Source organism: Clostridium pascui (assembly GCF_016908015.1).
In the GTDB taxonomy this organism is placed as follows: Bacteria; Bacillota; Clostridia; order Clostridiales; family Clostridiaceae; genus Clostridium_AK; species Clostridium_AK pascui.
Map to the genome: position 1 here is coordinate 26503 of NZ_JAFBDB010000001.1, position 22091 is coordinate 48593.

20 protein-coding genes are annotated in these 22091 nt (G+C 31.2%); 11 read left to right on the forward strand and 9 right to left on the reverse strand.

The window, feature by feature from the left end; genetic code table 11:
* The first annotated feature begins 122 nt into the window (after nucleotides 1–122).
* The 4 genes from JOC70_RS19465 (at nucleotide 123) to JOC70_RS00175 (ending at nucleotide 3867) form a co-directional block, all read left to right on the forward strand.
* Nucleotides 123–1136 (forward strand): diguanylate cyclase, encoded by a 1014-nt coding sequence (locus JOC70_RS19465; protein WP_341534854.1) that lies wholly within the window; start codon nucleotides 123–125, stop codon nucleotides 1134–1136.
* Nucleotides 1137–1421: 285 nt separating this feature from the next.
* Entirely contained in the window at nucleotides 1422–1976 is a 555-nt protein-coding gene (locus JOC70_RS00165) for an immunoglobulin-like domain-containing protein (protein ID WP_204596911.1), read from the forward strand.
* Between the two features lie 243 nt (nucleotides 1977–2219).
* Nucleotides 2220–3092 carry a LysR family transcriptional regulator gene (locus tag JOC70_RS00170; RefSeq protein WP_204596912.1) on the forward strand — a complete coding sequence of 291 codons (873 nt, stop codon included), beginning with the start codon at nucleotides 2220–2222 and terminating at the stop codon, nucleotides 3090–3092.
* A 187-nt stretch (nucleotides 3093–3279) separates the two neighbouring features.
* The gene (locus JOC70_RS00175) at nucleotides 3280–3867 is read left to right on the forward strand and encodes a LysE family transporter (protein ID WP_204596913.1); all 588 of its coding nucleotides are present in this window, start codon (nucleotides 3280–3282) and stop codon (nucleotides 3865–3867) included.
* 248 nt (nucleotides 3868–4115) lie between these two features.
* Here JOC70_RS00175 and JOC70_RS00180 read toward each other — a convergent pair whose 3' ends face one another.
* Nucleotides 4116–4295 (reverse strand): hypothetical protein, encoded by a 180-nt coding sequence (locus tag JOC70_RS00180; RefSeq protein WP_204596914.1) that lies wholly within the window; start codon nucleotides 4293–4295, stop codon nucleotides 4116–4118.
* 133 nt (nucleotides 4296–4428) lie between these two features.
* On the opposite strand from JOC70_RS00180, the gene JOC70_RS19590 reads away from it, so the two are divergent.
* Nucleotides 4429–4500: a hypothetical protein gene (locus tag JOC70_RS19590; protein ID WP_423880666.1), complete on the forward strand. Its 72-nt coding sequence runs from the start codon at nucleotides 4429–4431 to the stop codon at nucleotides 4498–4500.
* 246 nt (nucleotides 4501–4746) lie between these two features.
* On the opposite strand, the gene JOC70_RS00185 is transcribed toward JOC70_RS19590, so the two are convergent.
* Nucleotides 4747–5142 (reverse strand): pyridoxamine 5'-phosphate oxidase family protein, encoded by a 396-nt coding sequence (locus JOC70_RS00185; RefSeq protein WP_204596915.1) that lies wholly within the window; start codon nucleotides 5140–5142, stop codon nucleotides 4747–4749.
* 128 nt (nucleotides 5143–5270) lie between these two features.
* Between JOC70_RS00185 and JOC70_RS00190 the strand changes: the two genes are divergently transcribed.
* Together JOC70_RS00190 and JOC70_RS00195 are read left to right on the forward strand one after the other, a co-directional pair.
* Complete coding sequence (locus tag JOC70_RS00190) at nucleotides 5271–5606, forward strand: winged helix-turn-helix transcriptional regulator (protein ID WP_204596916.1); 336 nt, start codon at nucleotides 5271–5273, stop codon at nucleotides 5604–5606.
* Between the two features lie 336 nt (nucleotides 5607–5942).
* Nucleotides 5943–7067, forward strand: coding sequence for a radical SAM protein (locus JOC70_RS00195; RefSeq protein WP_204596917.1), 1125 nt, complete (start codon nucleotides 5943–5945; stop codon nucleotides 7065–7067).
* Between the two features lie 108 nt (nucleotides 7068–7175).
* On the opposite strand, the gene JOC70_RS00200 is transcribed toward JOC70_RS00195, so the two are convergent.
* Complete coding sequence (locus JOC70_RS00200) at nucleotides 7176–9419, reverse strand: HelD family protein (RefSeq protein ID WP_204596918.1); 2244 nt, start codon at nucleotides 9417–9419, stop codon at nucleotides 7176–7178.
* 419 nt (nucleotides 9420–9838) lie between these two features.
* On the opposite strand from JOC70_RS00200, the gene JOC70_RS00205 reads away from it, so the two are divergent.
* From JOC70_RS00205 to JOC70_RS00215, 3 genes are all read left to right on the forward strand, one after another.
* The gene (locus JOC70_RS00205; RefSeq protein ID WP_204596919.1) at nucleotides 9839–12016 is read left to right on the forward strand and encodes a type IA DNA topoisomerase; all 2178 of its coding nucleotides are present in this window, start codon (nucleotides 9839–9841) and stop codon (nucleotides 12014–12016) included.
* Between the two features lie 172 nt (nucleotides 12017–12188).
* On the forward strand, nucleotides 12189–12746 hold the full coding sequence (locus tag JOC70_RS00210) for an NADPH-dependent FMN reductase (protein WP_204596920.1): 558 nt from the start codon (nucleotides 12189–12191) through the stop codon (nucleotides 12744–12746).
* A 111-nt stretch (nucleotides 12747–12857) separates the two neighbouring features.
* On the forward strand, nucleotides 12858–13070 hold the full coding sequence (locus JOC70_RS00215) for a hypothetical protein (RefSeq protein WP_204596921.1): 213 nt from the start codon (nucleotides 12858–12860) through the stop codon (nucleotides 13068–13070).
* A gap of 97 nt (nucleotides 13071–13167) precedes the next feature.
* On the opposite strand, the gene JOC70_RS00220 is transcribed toward JOC70_RS00215, so the two are convergent.
* Entirely contained in the window at nucleotides 13168–15066 is a 1899-nt protein-coding gene (locus JOC70_RS00220) for a sensor histidine kinase (RefSeq protein ID WP_204596922.1), read from the reverse strand.
* 101 nt (nucleotides 15067–15167) lie between these two features.
* Nucleotides 15168–16490: a YjiH family protein gene (locus JOC70_RS00225; RefSeq protein WP_204596923.1), complete on the reverse strand. Its 1323-nt coding sequence runs from the start codon at nucleotides 16488–16490 to the stop codon at nucleotides 15168–15170.
* 189 nt (nucleotides 16491–16679) lie between these two features.
* Here JOC70_RS00225 and JOC70_RS00230 point away from each other — a divergent pair, with 189 nt between their 5' ends.
* Complete coding sequence (locus JOC70_RS00230) at nucleotides 16680–17369, forward strand: response regulator transcription factor (protein ID WP_204596924.1); 690 nt, start codon at nucleotides 16680–16682, stop codon at nucleotides 17367–17369.
* Between the two features lie 67 nt (nucleotides 17370–17436).
* Here JOC70_RS00230 and JOC70_RS00235 read toward each other — a convergent pair whose 3' ends face one another.
* The 4 genes from JOC70_RS00235 to JOC70_RS00250 form a co-directional block, all read right to left on the reverse strand.
* Nucleotides 17437–18285, reverse strand: coding sequence for a TerC/Alx family metal homeostasis membrane protein (locus JOC70_RS00235; RefSeq protein ID WP_204596925.1), 849 nt, complete (start codon nucleotides 18283–18285; stop codon nucleotides 17437–17439).
* Between the two features lie 170 nt (nucleotides 18286–18455).
* Complete coding sequence (locus tag JOC70_RS00240; RefSeq protein WP_204596926.1) at nucleotides 18456–19304, reverse strand: TerC/Alx family metal homeostasis membrane protein; 849 nt, start codon at nucleotides 19302–19304, stop codon at nucleotides 18456–18458.
* A 226-nt stretch (nucleotides 19305–19530) separates the two neighbouring features.
* The gene (locus JOC70_RS00245; RefSeq protein ID WP_341534831.1) at nucleotides 19531–20193 is read right to left on the reverse strand and encodes a response regulator; all 663 of its coding nucleotides are present in this window, start codon (nucleotides 20191–20193) and stop codon (nucleotides 19531–19533) included.
* Nucleotides 20126–21970: an ATP-binding protein gene (locus tag JOC70_RS00250; protein ID WP_204596927.1), complete on the reverse strand. Its 1845-nt coding sequence runs from the start codon at nucleotides 21968–21970 to the stop codon at nucleotides 20126–20128. Before JOC70_RS00250 ends, JOC70_RS00245 begins: the two co-directional genes overlap by 68 nt.
* Nucleotides 21971–22091 lie beyond the last annotated feature (121 nt).

The window sequence follows — 22091 nt, forward strand, 5'->3', positions numbered from 1 at the left end:
ATAAAAAGTAATAAATATTTCAATTAGTATTTGAACATGAGGGGTAAAATGATTAAAGGTTTGATTATAAATGCAGCTATATTATTTTCTTTTTTTGCAATCGCAAATCAGCTTTTAAAAAAATAGAAGTAAAACAAGAATTATGTCATAAACGACATGAATTATCTTATAAGCTTAGAGTCACTTATGGAATAGTTGGAGCTGTTTTGATTATTTTTAGTGTTTTAGTAACTCCAACATTTATTATAGATTTTAGGCAAGTCGCCATTATAGTATCAGCTTACTATGGCGGGTGGATGCCAGCTATTATTACTGGTATTATAATTAGTGGTTTCCGTTTGGTATACATGGGTATTAATCACATGGCAGTAGTTGGATCAGTCGCGGGACAAGTCATCGCCATAGGATGTGCCTTGATATCATTACTATGTATAGAGCAGCGAAAAAAGTGGGTTCTTATGACTGGATATTGCATAATTATATCATCAATAGTCTTCAGTATATTAATTACAGATTTAGCTCAACTTAAACAAATTATAATAATCTACTCAATTGGATTAGTTATTTTAAGTTGCTTAGCTTATTATCATACTAATTACCTAATTATATCTAATAGACTTATGAGAAGGCTAAAAGCTGAGTCATCAAAAGATTTTCTTACAGGGCTTGATAATGTTAGAAGTTTCAACGATATTTATAATGATTTAATGCAAACTGCAGTAAAAAGAAATGAGCAACTTTCCGTATTAACTATAGATATAGACCATTTCAAAATGATTAACGATACTTATGGACACCAAACGTGTGATGAAGTTTTGAAGGAGTTAGCTAATCTATTAATTAAAACTTGCAGGCAATTTGATATTATATCGAGAAAAGGTGGAGAAGAGTTTTCTGTATTACTTGTTGATTGTCCGCCTGAAAAAGCTAATAATATAGGTGAACGTATTAGACAAGCAGTAGAAGAGCATAAGTTTATCTTACAAGAACGGAAGCTTATAAATATTACAGTTTCAATCGGAATTGCCACATTCCCAGATATGACACAAGATAAGCAGCAATTATTGGAACTTTCAGATAAGGCGCTGTATAAGGCGAAAAATACTGGAAGAAATAAAGTATGCATCATTGAATAGATTTGTTTTTTTAATTTAGATTAAAATATATTCTTATTTAATGACTCAACTACAAAAACTGAATAATTTACTAGAGCACCGCATTATTCATATTTAAATTTTGGGGTGTTTTTACGTCGTATTTCCATTATAGTGCAAGTTACAGATTATTTTGTTGTAACTATAGGTTATGTAAATTATTATTTTAAGAGCAAATATGTATTAATGTGACCGCGTACCATATAATAGCATTTAAGGACGAAATATATGCACCATACGTATAATAAGTGAAAGGAGTGAAATAACATGAAAAAATGTCTATTTATCTTTGTTTCTATGGTTATAAGTTCTTTCCTTTTGATAGGATGCAGAAATTTGAATAATAGTATTTTAAGTACAGTAAAAGACAGTACACCTGCAGAGGCCACTGTAAAAGAAACTGTTTTAAATAAATCCACTGATGCAACTGATTGGAAACCAATAACCTATAAAACTATTAATAATTTTAATGGTGTCACTATGAGTGTACAGAAAGAAACAGTATCTGCTGACGGATTAACGGTAATGTTTCAAAATCTGTCTGGTAAGATGTGTATGTATGGTGATAAATTTGTGTTAGAAAAGAGAATTAATGGACTGTGGTATCAAGTTCCTGTTGCTATAGATGGCAATTACGGCTTTGACGATATTGGCTATCAGTTGACGCCGGGACAAGATAAAGAATGGAAAGTACATTGGAAATGGTTATATGGAAGCTTAAATACAGGGAAATACAGAATAGTAAAAGATGTATCTGATTTTAGAAAGACTGGTGATTATGACACATACTTTTTGACTGCAGAATTTGTAATTAATAATTAAACAGTTAGTCTATTAGACTAGTTTATAACATTATCTTTCTAAAAAGCTTGGATAATGCGGTGTCTAAAAATTTTTATTTTTCCCATATAACTATTAAAGCATATAGAATAAACGATATAATTTTATACTAATTAAGGTATAGTTATAATATATTATTGGAAGAAAATAAAGATTATGAGCAAAGTAGGTTATAGGTAAATTATAATCTTATTACTTAACATTTTACTAAAGAGGTGCATGACAATGACTTTACAACAGTTAAGATATGCAATTGAAGTTGCTGAAAAAGGTTCCATAAGCGAAGCTGCTAAGAGTCTGTTTATAACTCAACCAAGTCTCTCTAATGCTATTAAAGAATTAGAAACAGAAATAAAAACTACTATTTTTACAAGAACTAATAAAGGTGTTCTTATATCAAAAGAAGGTGGGGAGTTTTTGGGGTATGCTAGGCAGGTACTGCAGCAGACTGATTTATTGGAATCCAAATATCTTAATGAAAGGACAGTAAAACAGAAATTCTCCGTATCTACTCAGCACTATACTTTTGCGGCCAATGCTTTTGTGGAACTGGTCAGAGAATTTGGTGCAGAGGAGTATGAGTTCACTATAAATGAAACGAAGACATGGGAAATAATAGAGGATGTAAAGAATCTGCACAGTGAAATTGGAATTATCTATCTGAGTAACTATAATGAAGCTGTGCTCCGTAAGATATTCGAGGAAAATAATTTGATTTTTACAGAGTTATTTGTTGCAGAACCACATGTGTTTCTTTATAATAGGCACCCTCTAGCCGGTAAAAAGAGTATAGAAATAGAGGAACTTGATGAGTATCCATGTTTGTCCTTCAGCCAAGGGCAGTATAATTCTTTTTATTTTACTGAAGAGATACTTAGTACCCGTATTGTGAAAAAGAGCATCAAGGTAAGTGATAGGGCTGCAATTGTAAATTTCATGATTGGTCTAAATGGCTATACAATCTCAACAGGTGTATTTCCAAAGTATCTGCATGGGGATGATATCATTTCAGTTCCCTTAGAAGTAGAAGAAAAAATACAGGTAGGCACTATTGTACACAAGGATATGATTCTCAGCAGCTTAGGAGAAATTATTTGAATGCATTAAAAAAAATAGCCTCAGATTTGCTATAAACTAGGGTTTTAGAAAATGGCTCGCTATAGTTTAAAGCTATGACGAGCTATATTTTATTGGATTTATAATATAGCAAAAGAATATGATATGATTTTTAGGAAGTAATCTTCATCAATAGTGAAAGCTATGATTTATAAGGAGGATAAAGAAAATGAATACACAGGCAATCATATCATTTTTGGTGTATGCAGCTATTAATGCTTTTACACCAGGACCAGGTAACATATTAGCTCTTAATACAATGAGTAACTATGGCTGGAAAAAAGGAAAGGATATATTAATTGGAATATTTGCTGGATACTATTGTGTCCAAGCGTTATGTGCAGTTTTTACTTTTGGATTAAGTCAGCTTCTAAATCCACTTATGTTTGTTTTAAAATATGTTGGAGCAATTTATATTATATGGTTAGCAATTCATATTTTTCGAAGTAAACCAGAGGAAGGAGATAATGGAGGGGAGATTTCATCTTTTGTGGGATTTACTCTACAATTTGTTAATGTAAAAATATATTTATTCGGCATTACGGCCTTAACTGGATATGTTTTGCCTTACTATTCGTCCTTTTGGATGCTAATATTTTTTTGCATGTTAATTGCAACTATTGGAAGCGTTGCAACCACGTTATGGGCTGCATTTGGAGTAGTATTTCAAAGAGTTTACATAAAATATTTCAAGGTAATTAATATTATTTTAGCACTTATTCTTTTAGAGTGTGCTTATGGGCTAGTATTTAAATAGACAGGATTATAAATTGGATAAGTTTAAAACAATTTTTTATTTTTGAAATAATAAAACTAAAATACTAAATAGCTTTTGGAGAGTAATATCTATAAATATTAATGATGATTATACCTCTATAGCTGTAAATCTAGGTCTATAACTGCAGATGTCAAGTATATTAAAATAAGCTTCATTGGTATAAACGTATAGAATAGGTTATGTATAGAGAGGGTCGAGGAACAGTCTACACCGTTCCCCATATTATCTTATGGGTCATCGCTATTAAAAGTGTTCCAGATAAAGTCCCTAACTGCGATCATTCCATCCCTGTATCCTTTATTATATATTTTTGTTTCATAATAATCGTTATTAAGGGGCTTATCTGCTTCAGTTTCAATAAACTGTAATATTTGAAGGAATTTTTCAAACAGTCTTTTTAAAGTCATATATATCTCCCCCAATAATTACAATATGCAAGAGTTATCCAAGCGGTACGAGCTATATTGTTATATTAGTTTTATTTGATTATTTAACTAATACACTAGAGGCAGCACTATAGGATCTACTCTTCTCCATTGTATGGATGATATAATAAGGGATTTAGCTGGTCTTCGAGGCACTTATAAGATAATTGATAAAATAGATTTTTAGTTTTTTATATTTTTCTATTAATAAGCATATTTTTTCATATCTTTGATGAACTACTTAATATCATCACTTCTGATATATGATTGAATCGCAATATTTTTAAAGATTGGACTAAACATGGCTTTGTGATTATTACAACCTTGTAAATTATCTAGAACGTGAGCAAAAAAAGCTATTTCGATTTTTGGAAATTGAAATAGCTTTTTTTAAAACGGATACCACAGCTTACCGATGGTATCGACTTATATATTATATCGAGAATGTTTCTGGTTCAGCAGTAAAAGAAGATATAGTAGCTGTTCCTTCAGTGAAATATAAAACTGTGAAAATTCCATCATCAACGCTGTACATAGACCTTAAAACTGGAGCAGCATCAAGTGCAGCTTCCTTTACTTCACGTCTGTCATCAGTTGCAACTTCTCCAGTAATACGAATCCATTGTCCTTTTTTATTCGTACTAGAGATTTCAACCTTTGGATTTTGTAGCATTTGTTTAAAACATTTTTTTGTATTGTTAGTGACAATGTATAACTTTCCCTCATATTCAAAGACAGCACCAAATGGTCTAACTCTTGGCTGATCTCCTTCATTAGTAGCTAAGTAAAAAGTACCACTTTCCTGTAAAAATTCTAATGCTTTTTTCATAATTATTGCTCCTCTCATATAGATATGTTAAAATCGACTACATAACAATATTATCATGTACAACTAAAATAACAAGTACGATTTTTATACAAGGTAAGTATCTAAAAGATACTGTAGAGGGAGATATTATGGAGAATAATAATAGTCTTTTTGGAAAGTGCCCATATTTTACAGCACAAAAGGTTTTTTCCGGAAAGTGGTCAATTTTACTTATGTATCATTTGAATGACGGAGCATTACGTTATGGAGAGTTGCAAAGAAGGATGGATGGTATTACACAGGCTACATTAACAAAGCAATTAAGGATGCTAGAAGATTTTGGATTGGTTAGTCGATATGTGTATTCGGAAATTCCTCCCAAGGTTGAGTATTCACTAACTGATTTAGGAAGGGCGTTCAATCCGGTATTGGAACAGTTTAGAATTTGGGGAGATAAGTATATTGCATCAACTAAAAATGAATAGTTGACAACAAAATTATATACAAAAGATGAGTAATAATGCTGGATTGTGTTAGTTCTCATCTTTCGTAAATTTTTCAGTAATCAAATTATGTTATACGTGAATAACTGCAGCAAATGTTGACATATTTTTGTTTACATTGTTATACATACGTGATAAAATCTAAGATTGTGTTAAAGAATAATGTTGAAAATTGAACTCTTTATCTACATACAAAACAATACAATTGATATATAATTAAATGGGTTTATGTATGTCTTTTGAAGAAGAATATGTGAAAAAGCACAGAGGAAGATTTAGATTGAGTCTTCAGGAAGATTAATTAGAGGAGGACATGTTATGAAAATTTCAAAGAAAGATGCGTTGATGTGGTTTGAATTCTTTGCAATGTTGCCAGAGGATGAGGAACCAATGACAAAACAACAAGAAATCATTTACGCTACCTTTGCACAAATTGAGGCAGCGATTGATCATAGAAATGATACGTTAATGTCGGAAATTAAAAGTTTGAAAACTTTGGGGAACAGGACTCTTTTTGTGGGAAATGAAAGCAAATTTCCTAAGGGATGCTGTTCTTGTCTGATGGGAACTGGGTTAAGTGCAATTAGGAAAACGAATAAATGTAACATAGAGTGTAAGTTTTGTTATAACTATGGAGAATTAGATAATATTGCTCCAGTTGGAGAAGGTATGTGGGAAATTGGAGGTACAAAATTTTATGACAAGGATATTGATTTACTTCTTTCCATCTATCAGAAACCTACAGGCATTTCCTACGTTTATTTAGAGCCATTCATGGAAATTGAAAAATACTATCCGATAATAAAGAAATTTAGGGATGCGGGAATTCATCAACATCTATATACAAATGGGATTTTAGCTACAGAAGAGACATTGAAAGCATTAGCTGAAGCCGGTCTTGATGAGATACGTTTCAACCTGGGTGCTTCTAATTGCTCAGATAAAGTTATTGAAAATATTGGAATAGCAAAAAAATACATTAAAAATGTAGGTATTGAAACTCCAATGACTCCTGAGTTTTTTGAAGCCTTTTTCAAGAAAAAGCAAGCGATTTTAGACACAAAACTTGATTTTATCAATTGTGCAGAATTACATTTAAATGAGAATAACATAGATAATTATTACGGTGAAAATATGTATATTTCTAGACATGGCTATATATCCCCAATTTGGAGTAGAGAATTGACTCTTAAATTCATGAAAGCAGCTGATGAAGAAAAGTGGGATTTAGCAGTTCATGATTGCTCAAACCATACAAAATTTGCTAGAGATTTAAATCTTAGCAGCAAAGAGGGTAAGTGGTTCGGAGCTAGTAATTATGCCTGTGAGTTTACCAAAACTCCATACGAAGTGTTTTTACCAATACTACGTGATGACAATTTCAAGTTTTTAAGTGAAGAAGAATTACCTGAGGGCTATAAACCAGGAGAAATGATTTTTTAAAGAGTACCAAATCTTAGGGGCCAGACCCCTGGGTTAAAATGGAAAATAAAAAGTAGTGCATGAATAAAAGCAGCTCTCTAAACCTATAGGGAGCTGTTTGTTTTTGGATTAATCCTTAATAAAATTACTTTTTTCTCCTGTATGATATAAAGTTAATCCGTGAAGAGCCCTTGTGCAGGCTATATAAAGAAGTCTTTTATCAAAATCGCTGTTGTAGTTCTTATTTGAAACATCGTATACTAGTACAACGTCAAATTCTAAGCCCTTTGCTAAATATGACGGAACAACTAATACAGAGTCGTTCTTTTTCATATCCTTATCTTCTAGTAAGGTTGCATCAATGTATTTACTTAATCTGTTTTTTACATCCTTAGCTTCCTTTGAGCTTTTGCATATAATTGCAATGGACTTATAGTCTAAATCAAAGTATTTAGTAACGTCCTTACAAATAGCGGTATCTAATTCATTTATATTTTTTACAAATTTAATTTCTGGAGCGGCTTCATGCCTTTGAAAGGACACTGCCTCCTGGGTGTTACTTAAAAGTTTTTGGTTAAAGGTATTGATTTCAAAGGAAGATCTATAACTTTTATTCAAGCTAAGTTTTACAGTTTTTTTCTTTTTAAGTATTTGCGCTATGCAATCATATATAGTTTTATTTCCATATTTCTCAAGTGTTTGATTATAATCTCCAAGTACTGTATATCGTGCATTTTTAAACAATAAATTAAATAAATAGTAGTGTATTGGGTAGTAATCCTGTGCTTCGTCTATAACAACTTGCTTTATTTCACCAAATTCTTCATTGCCCTGAATACTTAATTTTAAGTATATAATTGCAGCAGCATCTTCATAAGATATAACCTGATTATCTAAGTTGCCTTTAGTGTATTTCATTATTTCATCTATGTTTTCTGGCAGGGTTATACCTTTAGAAAGCCTTAAAAATAAATCCTTATCTTTAAATAATAGATTATATAAATTTAAATGATTAATTTCTGTGAAAGTGTGAATATACTCCATAAGTTTAGCAGCTTCTTTAATACATAAAAGTCTGCTAAAGGATTTAATTTCAAGTATATGATCTTCAGTTACTTTTTCAACAACTTCTTCAACCATTTCAAGTCTTTCTTTTCTTAATGGGTGAATTTTATCAAGTATCATATTTTCTATTCTCTTAAGCCGTTTTGCTGCTGGCATGTTTATTTTATTATTTAAAAAAATACTCTTTATTTGCTGGCCGGTTTCGATTATTTTTCCGTTGAAGTAAACATCCTTAAAAGGTATTAGCTTTCTTTCTAAATATATTAGTAAATTATCAAGAATTTTTATAAACTCAGGAGACCCCTTAAACTTAATGCTGTCAAGCTTTGTTTTGAAATCATTACTGATACAGCTTTGCAAAGTCAATAAAAGTTCCATTTGCTTTTCCCGTGTCTCTAATACATAATTTTTATCAAAGGAATTTACTATAATGTTATCAAAGGTTATTTGCTCCACATTGTCTTCTCCAAGCTCAGGGAGTACATCTGAGATATAACTGCTAAAAAATGAATTAGGGGAAACTATTATAACGTTATTTGTATTTAGCTTAGAGTTTAATCCTTCATAAAGTAAAAATGAAATTCTGTGAAGAGCTATGGAGGTTTTGCCGCTTCCTGCAGCACCTTGAACAATTAAAAGCTCATTTTCCGTATCTCTTATGATAATGTCTTGTTCCTTTTGAATCGTTTGAACTATGGTTTTCATTTTATCAGAAGCATTTTGACTTAATACTTCCTGGAGCATTTCATCATTTATCTTAATACTGCTGTCAAAAAAGTACTTTAGTTTTGAATCTTTGATTTTATATTGTCTCTTTAATAAGATATTACCGCTTACAATTCCAGCAGGGGATTTATAAAAGCATTTACCTAATTCGCTGCGATAATATATACTTGAAATTGGTGAGCGCCAGTCGTATACTAAAATATCACTGGTTTCATTGTCTATTAAGCTGGACAACCCTACATAAATTTTTTCAGTATCATCAAAGTCGTCTTCAATAAAATCAAATCTTCCAAAGTAAGGGGAGTTAAGCAATTTATTGAGTTTTTCTATTTGCTTTTCTGTACTAATATAATCTCTAGCTTTGATTCCGGATTCATTAAGAAAGTGATTCCTTTCAGGTACTTCATCAAAGTTTTCTGATGAATGGGATACTTCTTCCCACATCTCTCTTCTAGCAGCTATAACATTGCTTAGTTTTGAATTTAACGATTCCTTTTCCTCTTGTAAATTTTCTTTGATTAGAGATAAAGTTTTTTCAAGGTACTCTAATTCTTCATGTTGATTTTCGTTGAAAGTATTCAAATTATCACGCTCCTATAATTTTTCGTAAAATCTATTGACATTATTAAAAGCTTTGTGCTATAATAATAGTGTAATTTAGATACATATGATATACTTGTTATAATTGTGTGCGAAATTCAATTATATAATAAATACATAGATTTGTAAAGAATATTCAATATAGCTGTTGATAAAATTATTTTATCAACAGCTTTTTTATAAAGGTGCCACCCACGTGACAAGTGGCAAGTTTGAATAAGGCAGAAATAATGATAAAATATATAGAGTAAAAAGCTATTTCTAGTTTTCTACCCTGATGGTTCTTTTTATGTCACTGGGGTTGTTTCAACTTAATAAATAGTTGTACGATAATGTAGTATATAATATAATTAGTACTCTAGTAATTAAGCATGAATTAAATGAAATAGGAGATGTATTTATTGAAAAAAATAATTATTGCAGAAAAACCATCTGTTGCAAAGAATATAGCCGATGCCCTTGGCGTTAAGGTAAGAGGGAATGGATATTTTGAAGGCAATGATTACATTATTACATGGGCTTTTGGTCATTTGCTGCAGTTATTTGATGCAAAAGACTATGATGAAAATATGAGAGCTTGGAGACTTGAAAGGTTTCCCTTTATTCCAGAAAAATTTCAGTATAAAGTCAAATGTGATAATGTAAATAGAAACTCTGTGGATAAGGGTGCCGAAAAGCAGCTTAATATAATAAAAAGTTTAATAGATAGATCTGATGTGGATGGAATCATTTCTGCCACAGATTTTGATAGAGAAGGACAGGTTATTGGTGATGAATTATTCTTATATTTTAATGAGAAAAAGCCTGTATTTAGAATGCTGTTAAATGAGTGGACCGCTGAAGAAGTGAAAAAAGGTATTTCTAGTTTAAAGCCTAACGAGCAAATGAAATCCCTTCAAGATGCAGGTATTGGAAGGCAGTGGGCAGATTGGATAATAGGAATAAATTTAACTTCTGTAGCAACATTAAGATATAACTTTAATGACAAGAAGACATTAAACATAGGAAGGGTTTTGCTGCCAACATTAAAAATTATCTATGATAGAGACAAGGAAATAGAAACCTTCCAATCATCCACTTATTATAAATTAGTAGCAAATTTCAAAACAAAAGATAATGAGGAATTTGAAGGAGTTTATTATGAAAATGACAATGAAAAATTTGATGATAAAGAAACTCCAGAAAATATAGTTAAGCTTTTAAAGGATAAAGACGCAGAAATTATAGAAAAACAAGTAGATAAGAAAAAAGATTATCCGCCGCTATTATTTAATTTATCAAATTTGCAAGGATATGTTACAAGTAAGTATAAGGGGTGGACATCTGATAAGGTATTAAAGGTTGCACAATCACTTTATGAAAAGAAATTTATTACATATCCAAGAACAGGCAGCGTTGCACTAGAAGAAAGTTTAAAAGATAAGACCAAAAAAGTTTTAGATACATTAAAAAAAGGATTGGCATATGAAAATCAAATTAAATTTGTTGATAATAAGAGAATATTTGATAATTCAAAGGTGGAAAGCCATAGTGCTATAGTTCCAACCTACATGAAGCCAACAGGACTAAATGGTGATGAAGCTATTGTATATACTGCAATTAAAAATAGATTTATAATGCAATTCTTACCGGTGGCTGAATATGAAGAAACTAAACTTGTGTCTAAGGTAAATGAGGCTGATGTTAAGGGGGTATTTGTATCAAAGGGAAAGGTACAAACGATTTTGGGATGGCGTGTTGTTGAGAAAATGGACAGCAAGGATACTATTTTACCAATGGTATTAGAAAAAGAAATCGTGTATGTAGTAGATAGTAAAGTAAATGCTGTTACTAAAAAGCCGCCTAAGCTCCATACTGAAAAGACACTTTTAAGAATTATGGAGACCTGTGGTAAGAATTTTAAGGATGAAGAAGACGAACAGTATAAAGAAGATACAGAAGAAATGATGAGCTCCATTTTGAGCGGCTTTTCAATTGGGACTCCTGCCACTAGAGCAGAGACCATTAAAAAATTGAAAGATGTGGGTTACATTAAAGCAAAGGGTAAAAGCCTTACATGTACAGATCTAGGAAAAACCATAGTTGAAATATTTCCATGTAAACAGCTATTGGATTTAGAGTATACGGGGAGACTGGAAAAAACATTATCTGATATAGAAAAGGGTAAGTTTAAAAAAGAAGACTTTTTAAATATGATTAAGGAATTTACTATAACAGCAGTAAATTCTATAAAAAATGATACATCTGTGCTAAGTACTTTTAAAGTTGAGCTGCCAGAAGGCATGGAGAGTATCGGCAAGTGCCCTACCTGTGGAAATGACATAGTAGAAGGGGAAAAAAGCTTCGGATGTACTAATTGGAAAAATGGTTGTAAGTTTACAATTTGGAAGAATGATAAATATATCCAATCCTTTGGCAAGAAAGTTTCAAGGGCAATGGTTGAACTGCTGCTTAAAAACGGCAAAGTTGGCTTTAGAAATCTAAGAAGTAAAAAGGGAACAACTTTTGCAGCTTACTTTAAATATGTGCTAAATGAAAAAACAGGATATTATAATTGGGAAATAGAATTTATAAAATAAACAGATAGGAGCAATTGTTTCTATCTGTTTATTTGTTTTTTTGGTGCCACCCACATGACAAGTGGCAAGTTGGATAAGTAAATTATTCCCAAGGGTATGGCCCCGTTAGTGTAAAATTATGATATAATTATAAGCATGAATAACTATGGTGGATAGTGAGAGGAGGAAACAAATGAAAAATATCAATATAGTAGTAATTGTTGGGTCATTAAGAAAAGATTCTCTTAATCTTCAGCTTGCAAAAGAGGCTCAAAAATATTTAAAAGATAAAGCTAGTGTAGAAATAATAGATTATAGTGAGGTGCCTCTTTTAAATCAAGACATCGAATATCCTGCACCAGAAAAAGTTAAAGAAATTAGAGAAAAAATAAAAAAGGCAGATGGGATTTGGTTTTTTACACCAGAGTATAATCATTTTTTTCCTGGCGTATTGAAAAATCTAATTGATTGGCTTTCCAGGCCTGTTAGTAAAACAGAAGGCCAGGTTTTATCTAGAAAACCAGCTGCAATAAGCGGTATCACTCCAGGAATGTCTGGGACAGGAATTGCTCAGGATCATTTAGTTACTTTGCTGAGCCTTTTAAATATGAATATCATGAATGTGCCTCGTCTTACCATTCCCAATGCAATGCAGCAAGTAAATGAAAATGGAAAACTTGAATTGACTACAAGCTTAACATTTCTAGAGAAACAAGCGGATGCATTTATTAATTTTATTAAAAACAAATAAGTGCCACCCACATGGCAAGTGGCAAGTTTAGCAAAAATATAGATAAATAATCGACATAAAATGTGCTCATAATATTATTGGAGTAAATTCTAATAATAAGGAGTGATATTAATGTCACAAAAGAGTCATGTAGATATAGATAAGCTTAATAAAGTCCCAACTGGGCATCCTTTTGAATATAAAGATGTAGTTGAAGATGACTTTCCTGTTGAAGAGCACACAGCAGATGGAAAAAGATTTAAAGCAGAAGTTGAAAATGGAAAGTTTCAAGCAGTAGTCACTGAAGATGATCCAGAAAATAGGGTTCAATATAAAAAACTATAAAAGAATTAATCTTCTATAATAAAATATACCAAATTAAAAGAGGATAAACCCTAAAATTTATCCTCTCTACATAATTTCATAAAACATATCATTATTTTCAATCATCATCTACATTAATGGAAAAGCAAAATACACTACCCTTACCAAGCTCAGATTTTGCATTAATCTGTCCACCGTGAGCTTCTACTATAGACTTTGAGATAAAAAGCCCCAATCCATAGCCCTTTTGCTTTACGTTTGTCCCTCTGTAAAACATATTATAAATTTTTTGCATGTCATCTTCACTTATACCCATTCCTTCATCCCGAATCTCAAACTTTACAATATTAGATTGCTTAGATATGCGGATAATTACTGTTGAGCCAGCTTCAGAATATTTCACGGCATTGCTTACTAGATTATTCCACACTCGTTTGATTTTTACTTTATCAACATTAAGTATTCCATCATCAATATCTATATAATCCTGTAAGTTTAGTCCTTTGTTTTTAACATATTCGCTAGCATCTGCAGCAAGTTCTAAAGCAAAAATCTTTAGATCAAGCCTTTCCTTATGCAGCATTATATCCTTATTAGCTTCATAGGCAGAATCTAAAACATCAGATATAATTGTTTCAATTTCTTCTGTTCTATTATATATTTCATCAATAAATTTTGCCTTTACAGCTTCATCTTGAGTAATTCCAGCTTTAAGTCCCATTGAATACCCCTTTATAACTGTTATTGAGTTTTTTAATTCGTGAGATAGTGTGGAAATAAATTTTCCTGTTCCACTTGAGATTTCTTCAATGGTAATCGCCAACTGCTTGGAGGATTTTATTAACTGATCACTTTCTTTTTCAAATCTTTTAAGTAAAATATAGATTGTTTTTTTAACATCCTTAAAGGATTTTTGAAATCGTCCTATTTCATCGTATTTATTATCTTTAATTTCTACATAGGAGTTAGATTCATGTGCTTCCTTGTAATTGTTTTTTAGAATTTCAATGGACTCTGATATAGATTTATCTATAATTGAATTGCTTCTCGAAATAGTGTTAAGATATTCGGTGGTAGCAACAATAGGAATTGATATCTTATTAGTTACATATACTCCAATAAGCAGTGAAAATATTAGAGCGATAATACTTATTATAAGGACGCTGTATAAAAATGATTTTGACTTATGGTACATGTCTTTTGCAGGTAGGGAGGCAATTAAAATCCAGTTTGTATTTTTCATAAGTTTAAATATTTGAAACTCTTTTTCTTTTGGATTAATGGTTACTGTTTGTTTTATTAAATTTTCATTACTTCCTTCAAAGCTTTTATGATTAATATTAAAAGGGAATTCTTTTCCTATCAAATCTTTGTTTGGATGAGATAAAACTAAATCATTAGAATCAATAATAGCGTAATATCCACTCTTACCTAAAGTAAGATTTTCAGCAAGTTTTGAAAAATACTCCGCATAAATAGCCGTTCCAGCATATCCAAGAATTTCACCATTTAAATTTTCTATTGGAGATACGGTATTTACAATAGGCTGACCATTTGCTCGTCCAACTAAAATATCGCTTGTGACTGTAGATTTTGTCTTTACACTTTGTATAAAATAATTTCTGCTGGATAAATCTACATTCATTGCAGAAGGCATACATGAAGCAATAATATGACCGCTAGTATCTAAAATGAAGAAATCCATATAATAATTATATATTCTATTTTTATTATTCATCAAATTAACCAAATATTTATTTATATAGGGCACGTCTGCTTTGCCTAATAGAAATGCTTCCACTTTTTTATCAAGAGAAAGTTCCTTTGTTTCAAGCTTGTTCATATTAACAAGTAAATCAATATTTTCCTGAACTCTATCAAGCTGGGAAACCATTAGAGTTTCAGAGTCTTTATTAATTATGGATACGGATTTAAAGTAAAGTATTGATCCAAGGGAAAACATTAAAATAACAATCATAGTACATATAATTAGTGTAATTCTTGTTCTTAATTTCATAAAAACCCCCATACAATAAAATTAAAGTGCCTACATTACAAAGATTGTAATAAAGACACTTTAATTTTATCATAAATTGTAAAAATATTTAATAAATTGTTTTAAAAAAGCATAAACGCTATAGGAGTTACCAGTATTATAGTAAGAAGAGTTCTTTCAAACCATACAATTACAATATCAGAAAGTTTAAGCGGAATTTCTGTGGACATAATGCATGGAATTGAAGCAGAGAAAAATAGTATTGAAGAAATTGAAGTTACACCTATTATGAATTTAGTAACCATAGGAGCATCTTTAACTAATAGCGCTGGCAGGAACATTTCAGCAATTCCAAGAGCTGCTGCTTTTGAGGTAAGCATTGCTTCAGGTATTTGAAGAAGCTTTACAAATGGATAAAATATATATCCAAGAACATCAAATACAGGAGTGAATTCTGCAAGCATAAGTCCTATAAGTCCTACAGATAAGATTGATGGAAGTATTCCCATTGCCATTACAAGGCTGTCCTTAAAGTTATCCCATACGCATTTTCCTATATTAGGTGAAACTGATGCAACCTTTAAACCTTCATTTAATGCGTTTTGAAAATAGTTGCTGTTGATTTCTGGTTCAGGATCTCCAACTTCAGTAATGTAAGAATCACTTTTCCTGCTGAGAGGTCTAAGTCTTACTGTTATGGCAGTTACTGCAAAAGTCACGATAAAGGTTACCCAGAAGTATGTATTCCATATATTCATAATTCCAAGAGTCTTTGCAACTATAATCATAAAGGTAGCAGACACCGTTGAAAAACCTGTTGCAATAATGCATGATTCTTTTATGGTATATTTACCTTCTTTAAAAACTCTATTTGTTATAAGAAGTGCTAAAGAATAACTTCCTACAAAGGAGGCGACAGCATCAATTGCAGATCTTCCTTGAGTTTTAAAGATAGGCTTCATGATAGGTCTCATAAATACTCCAGCAAATTCTAAAAATCCATAGCCTACTAGAAAGGCAAGAAATGCTCCTCCTATTGGCACTATCATTCCAACAGGGATAACAAGCTTATCGAAAAGAAATGGAACCATATCAGGGTCAAACATCCAGCTTGGACCAATTTTAAAATATGCCATGAATCCAACTACTACCCCGCCAATTTTTAAAATAGAAAATATAGTTGTTACAATATCTTTGTTCCAAGTTTTTTTAGTAAATGGACGTGCAGCACCTGCAATAATGATAATAAGTGCATAAATAGAGGTTAAGGGACCCAGCAGCTTTTTAAGTCCGGTTACAATATGATCTATTGGAATAGAGGATTGTCCCCACATTTTCAAGGGCACGAAGAACATAAAAATACCTATTAGGCTGTACCCGATAAACTTAGTTAAGGCACCAGCTGTATTCAAATTTTTAGACGTCTCTCGATTTAGATTGTCCATTAATATCTCCTCCTTAAATTTTGTTAACTTTTATTTTATTATATATAAGATGGAAGTATATTTTAACAATTCACACTATTTTGATTTTTATTTGTCACCAAATTGTCATTATATTTAGAAATATTATAGAATAATTATTTTTACTATGATAAGATTAAAATATCAGAGTATGTCAAAAGGGGCGATATTTTGGATAAAGTACTAGTTGTTGATGATGATAAATCCATTGTTCGTATGGTTTCAGAGTTTATGAAATTATATGGATTAGATGTGGTGACTGCATATAGCGGAGAAACTGCCATAAATAAACTGGATAATTCTATAAGCCTCATTTTACTTGATATAAATATGAATGAATTAAGTGGTATTGATCTTTGCAAGATTTTTAGGGAAAGAACTAATGTGCCAATAGTTTTTTTAACAGCAAATTCATCTCAATATGATATGGTACTAGGCCTTGGCATAGGAGCAGATGATTATATAACAAAACCCTTTGATCCAGTGGAGTTAATTGCTAGGGTCAAGGCGCATATAAGACGTTATAATCAATACGGAAATATATCAAGTAACAATGATGGTGAAGTAATAGAGTTTGATGAAATAAAAATTTATAAGAATTCTCGTAGGGTTTTAAAGGGGGATTCAGAAATTAGGTTAACTGTAACAGAATATAATCTTCTAATGTACTTTATTGAAAACGATGGGAAGGTCCTTACAAGAAAGCAGATATTAAATAATGTTTGGAAAAGTGATATGTATGATGAGAATACTGTTACAACTTATACAAAAAGGCTTAGAAAAAAGATTGAAGACGATGCGAAAAATCCTAGATTTATAAAATCAGTTAGATCCATTGGATATATTTTTGATGGACAATAAAGTGCCACCCACATGACAAGTGGCAAGTGATGCTCAACTTGCCACTTGCCACGTGGGTGGCACTTTATTAAACACTAAATTGATTTTTATCTTCGTTTTTCTTCATTATAATAGAAACTAGGACGCTGGCGAGAAGTATTACAAAGATTATTGCCACAGAAAGTACAACTTGTATTTCAACATGGAACATTAGTATGCAAAGTTTTACACCAGTAAACACTAATATTAATGCCACCCCATACTTTACGTATTTAAATGCATCATTTATTTTTACAAGTAAGAAGTATAGACTCCTTAATGCAAGTATAGCAAATATATTTGATGTATATACGATAAATGAATCTGTTGTTATAGAAAATATTGCTGGAATAGAGTCTATGGCAAATAAGATATCTGTTCCTTCAATAACTACGAGTATTGCAAGCAGAGGAGTAGCATGAAGCACATTGTTGATCTTTACAAAAAACTTTTCACCGTCAACTTTGTCAGTTATAGGGATTATGTTGGTTAGAAGTTTTATTAACTTATTGTTTTTGAAATCAAATTCCTCTTCGTCGTCCTGTTTAAACATCATTTTTAATCCACTTATAATCAATATAGCTCCAAATATGTATAATACCCAATGGAATTTGCTAACTACTGCAACTCCTAAGAGTACAAATATAAAACGTAAGATTACCGCTCCTATAATTCCGTAATTTAGTACTCTTCTTTGATATTCTTTCTTTATCCCAAAGCTTCCAAAAACGAGAATGAATAAGAACAGATTGTCCAGACTTAGGCTTTGTTCAATAACATAGCCTCCTAAAAATTCTATAGCCTTTTGCTTTCCAAGTGTAAAATAAATCCCTAAGTTAAAGATCATAGCTGCACAAACCCAAAACAGCACCCATTTTAAGGCTTTTTTTGTATCCATATTAGATTCCCCCTGTATTATTTGGTATTAAAAGGTAGCCTAAATATAAAATTAAATCGACTTTAGTATAGCACTAATGATTTAGGTTGTAAACATTCCCAAAAGTGCCATCCACATGGCAAGTGGCAAGTTTTAATCAACTCGCCACTTGCCACGTGGGTGGCACTTTATTAAACACTAAATTGATTTTTATCTTCGTTTTTCTTCATCATAATAGAAAATATCACACTAGCCAGTAATATTGCAAAGATTATTGCTACAGAAAGTACAACCTGTATTTCAACATGGAACATTAATATGCAAAGCTTTATGCCTGTAAATACCAATATTAAAGCAACTCCATACTTTACGTATTTAAATGCATCATTTATTTTTACAAGTAAGAAGTAAAGGCTTCTTAACCCCATTATAGCGAACATATTTGATGTATATACGATAAATGAATCTGTTGTTATAGAAAATATTGCTGGAATAGAATCTATAGCAAATAAGATATCTGTTCCTTCAATAACTACGAGTATTGCAAGTAGTGGAGTAGCATGAAGCACATTGTTTATTTTTACGAAGAACTTCTCACCATCAATTTCATCAGTTATAGGTAGTATTTTATTTAAGAGCTTTATTAGCTTATTGTTTTTGAAATTATGCTCTTCTTCATCTTCCTGTTTAAGCATCATTTTTAAGCCGCTTATAATTAATATAGCTCCAAATATATATAGTACCCAGTGGAATTTGCTAACTACTGCAACTCCTAAGAGTACAAATATTAAACGTAATACAATTGCACCCATTATTCCGTAATTTAGCACTCTTCTTTGATATTCTTTCTTTATTCCAAATGTGGAAAATACAAGAATAAATAAAAATAAATTATCAAGGCTTAAGCTTTGCTCAATAACATAGCCACCTAAAAATTCTATAGCTTTCTGCTGACCAAGTGTAAAATAAATTCCTAAGTTAAAAAGCAATGCGGCACAAATCCAAAATAGTACCCATTTTAATGCCTGCTTTGTCTCCAAATTAAAGTCCCTCCAATATTTTTTAGTGCTGAAAAATAATTAAATATAACTATGACTTGTCCTATTAAAAAGTTCATGTCATCTGACAGTCAGATTTTAGTATAGCATCAACAATTTGAATTGTAAACATTATAATAATAATTTGTAAATATTCTGCAAATAAATAATAAGGCCTGCGGCTTCTTCCAATGAAGCTTTAGTAGGCCTTTAAAATATAAAAAATGAATTATTTAAATTGTTCAGCAGTAGTGTAAAATTTCTTAGCTTCTTCAAAATTACCTTTAAGTTCATGTACTTTCCCAATTAAGTCATAGCATTCTGAGCAAGAGGGATTGATGGAGAGAATAGATTTTAGGCAGCTAAAAGCTTCATCGATTTTTCCCTTTTGTATAAGGTCTTTACTTATAATAAGTTTATTTCCTACATCGTTTTTTTCACAAACAGTATATTGATTAATTTCCTCAAGAACTGTCTTAACTTTATCTGATGTGAAGGGCTTTTGCAGATATGCAACAGCACCTAGCTTTGTGCATTCTACAGCATTTTTTACTGTTGCAAAAGCTGTCATTATAACCACAGGAAGGTCAAATCCCATCAGCCTTATTCGCCTCAGTACTTCTGTACCACTTATTTCAGGCATTTTGATATCCAAAAATGCTAAATCAAAAGGCTCCTTAAGAAACAAATTAAGAGCTTCCTCACCACTGCTGGCTGTAGATACTTTGTAACCATTAATTTGAAGGCAAGTTGTTAGTAAATTTCTAATATTTTTAGTATCATCAATGACAATGACCTTTTTCACTAATATCACATCCTTAAGTTTATATTTTCTCAACTGCCAAAGGCAGAGTAAAAGTAAATACACTTCCATAGCCCAATTTACTTTCACACCAGATTTCCCCGCCATGGGCTTTAACGATTTCTTTAGCTATAGCAAGGCCAAGACCTGTGCCCTTAACATCAGAGTTTTCACCCCGTACCTGTACGAAGCGATTAAAGATTTCTTCGTGATATTCTTTAGGTATACCTGAACCTGTATCACTCACAGACACATACATACTATTTTGGTTAGTGAAAGTATTTATTATTATTTCACCTCCAGCTTGTGTATATTTTAAGGCGTTAGATATAAGATTATTTAATACCCAGCTTGTTTTTTCTGGATCGGCGTTAATATAAGGAAGATTTTCCTTGGCTTCATAATGTAAATTTATTTTAGCGCTGAAAGCTTGCTCACAAAAATCCGATATTGCATTATTTACAAGGTTAGTTATAGAACAAGGCATTATATTAAAAATTGAATCACTGCATTCCAACTTTGAAAGCTGGAGCAGGTTATTTACTAGAGTATTTAACTTTTCACCATCCTCTTGGATTGTGTTAATTATTTGATGCTGACTTTCATTTAGGCTGCCAATGCTCGCATCAAGAATAAGACTGGCGCCAATCATAATTGAGGTAAGAGGAGTTTTGAATTCATGTGAGATAGTAGATATAAAGTCGCTTTTTATTTGCTCTAGCTGCTTTAAATTTGTTACATTTTGAAGCAAAATTATTATGCCGTTTATCTTTGCTTCAGTATCTCTAACTATGGTGACAATAATATTAAAGTAATAATCTTCTTCATTAATATTAAAATAAATGATTTTTAGAGAAGGATTCATAATGTCTAGCTTTGAAGAATTATAAATAAAATCAAATAATTCTCCACTTCTGATAACTTCAAGGAAATATTTATTAATTGAACTTGTCTCTTCAATGTTAAAGAATTTTTCACATGCCATATTAATACGTATTATTTTATAATTACTATCTAAAACAATCAGTGGATCAGAAATACTCTTTATGATAGCATCAGATTTAGTCTTCTCTATAAGAAGCTTTCCAATATTACTCTCCTCCAATTTGTGAATACGATCAGTCATATTATTAAATTCTATTGTAAGTTCGCCTATTTCATCTTCAGATATGATTGGAGCTTGCTGTGATAAATTACCTTCTTTTATTGCTTTCATTGTTTCTCTTAAGGAGTAAATAGGTTTTAAAGTTCTTTTTATGGAATATCTGGACAATATAAAGCCGCCAAGAACAGATACTACAGACAAGAATATAATGGTATCTAGAGATTTATGAGCATCTTTAGTTACAACTTCTTTATTCTTAAACATTGCTTTTTCATTGATGAAAGACAGCTCCTTTAAGTCCTTTTTTAGTGAATTAAAAACAGGAAGCAAGTTATTAGTATAGTATTTGGAGGCTGCTTCAATTCCCTGGAAATTTTTAACCTCTTGAATTTGAGAAAAAAGTCTCAGATAGGTTGAATAGTTGTTGTTAATTTTTGCTACTAATTCTTTTTCACTATCCTCAGTAATATTACTAGATTCTAGATTATACCACTGATAAAATATATTTATATTATTATGAATATTATCGATGCTGGATGTAGGGTTTACATATATATAGTTATAAATTTCACTATTTTGGTCATTAAGTATCTCAAGCATATTTGCAGTTGCGCTTATGCTTCTATAATTATTAACCATCAGCCCATTAATGGACTTATTTAGAGTATATATATTTAGGAAAGAAATGCCGCCTACTATTGCTGTAGTTGATACAAGTATAAGGTAAACCATTGACATCTTGAATTTTAATGTTTTAAACATAATTAAACCACCTAATTATAGTTAATTTTATTTTTAGTATAAGTTCTAAATATTTCAAAGTCAAATTTTCAAGTCGTTGCCTATAGCTTTTTTGAGAAAAGCTAAGTATATAGGAGATGAC

Excerpts from the sequence above, each read along its gene's own strand:
- JOC70_RS00165 (WP_204596911.1), top strand. The coding sequence starts at position 1,422 with ATGAAAAAATGTCTATTTATCTTTGTTTCTATGGTTATAAGTTCTTTC.
- JOC70_RS00170 (WP_204596912.1), top strand. The coding sequence starts at position 2,220 with ATGACTTTACAACAGTTAAGATATGCAATTGAAGTTGCTGAAAAAGGT.
- JOC70_RS00175 (WP_204596913.1), top strand. The coding sequence starts at position 3,280 with ATGAATACACAGGCAATCATATCATTTTTGGTGTATGCAGCTATTAAT.
- JOC70_RS00180 (WP_204596914.1), bottom strand. The coding sequence starts at position 4,295 with ATGACTTTAAAAAGACTGTTTGAAAAATTCCTTCAAATATTACAGTTT.
- JOC70_RS00185 (WP_204596915.1), bottom strand. The coding sequence starts at position 5,142 with ATGAAAAAAGCATTAGAATTTTTACAGGAAAGTGGTACTTTTTACTTA.
- JOC70_RS00190 (WP_204596916.1), top strand. The coding sequence starts at position 5,271 with ATGGAGAATAATAATAGTCTTTTTGGAAAGTGCCCATATTTTACAGCA.
- JOC70_RS00195 (WP_204596917.1), top strand. The coding sequence starts at position 5,943 with ATGAAAATTTCAAAGAAAGATGCGTTGATGTGGTTTGAATTCTTTGCA.
- JOC70_RS00210 (WP_204596920.1), top strand. The coding sequence starts at position 12,189 with ATGAAAAATATCAATATAGTAGTAATTGTTGGGTCATTAAGAAAAGAT.
- JOC70_RS00215 (WP_204596921.1), top strand. The coding sequence starts at position 12,858 with ATGTCACAAAAGAGTCATGTAGATATAGATAAGCTTAATAAAGTCCCA.
- JOC70_RS00220 (WP_204596922.1), bottom strand. The coding sequence starts at position 15,066 with ATGAAATTAAGAACAAGAATTACACTAATTATATGTACTATGATTGTT.
- JOC70_RS00225 (WP_204596923.1), bottom strand. The coding sequence starts at position 16,490 with ATGGACAATCTAAATCGAGAGACGTCTAAAAATTTGAATACAGCTGGT.
- JOC70_RS00235 (WP_204596925.1), bottom strand. The coding sequence starts at position 18,285 with ATGGATACAAAAAAAGCCTTAAAATGGGTGCTGTTTTGGGTTTGTGCA.
- JOC70_RS00250 (WP_204596927.1), bottom strand. The coding sequence starts at position 21,970 with ATGTTTAAAACATTAAAATTCAAGATGTCAATGGTTTACCTTATACTT.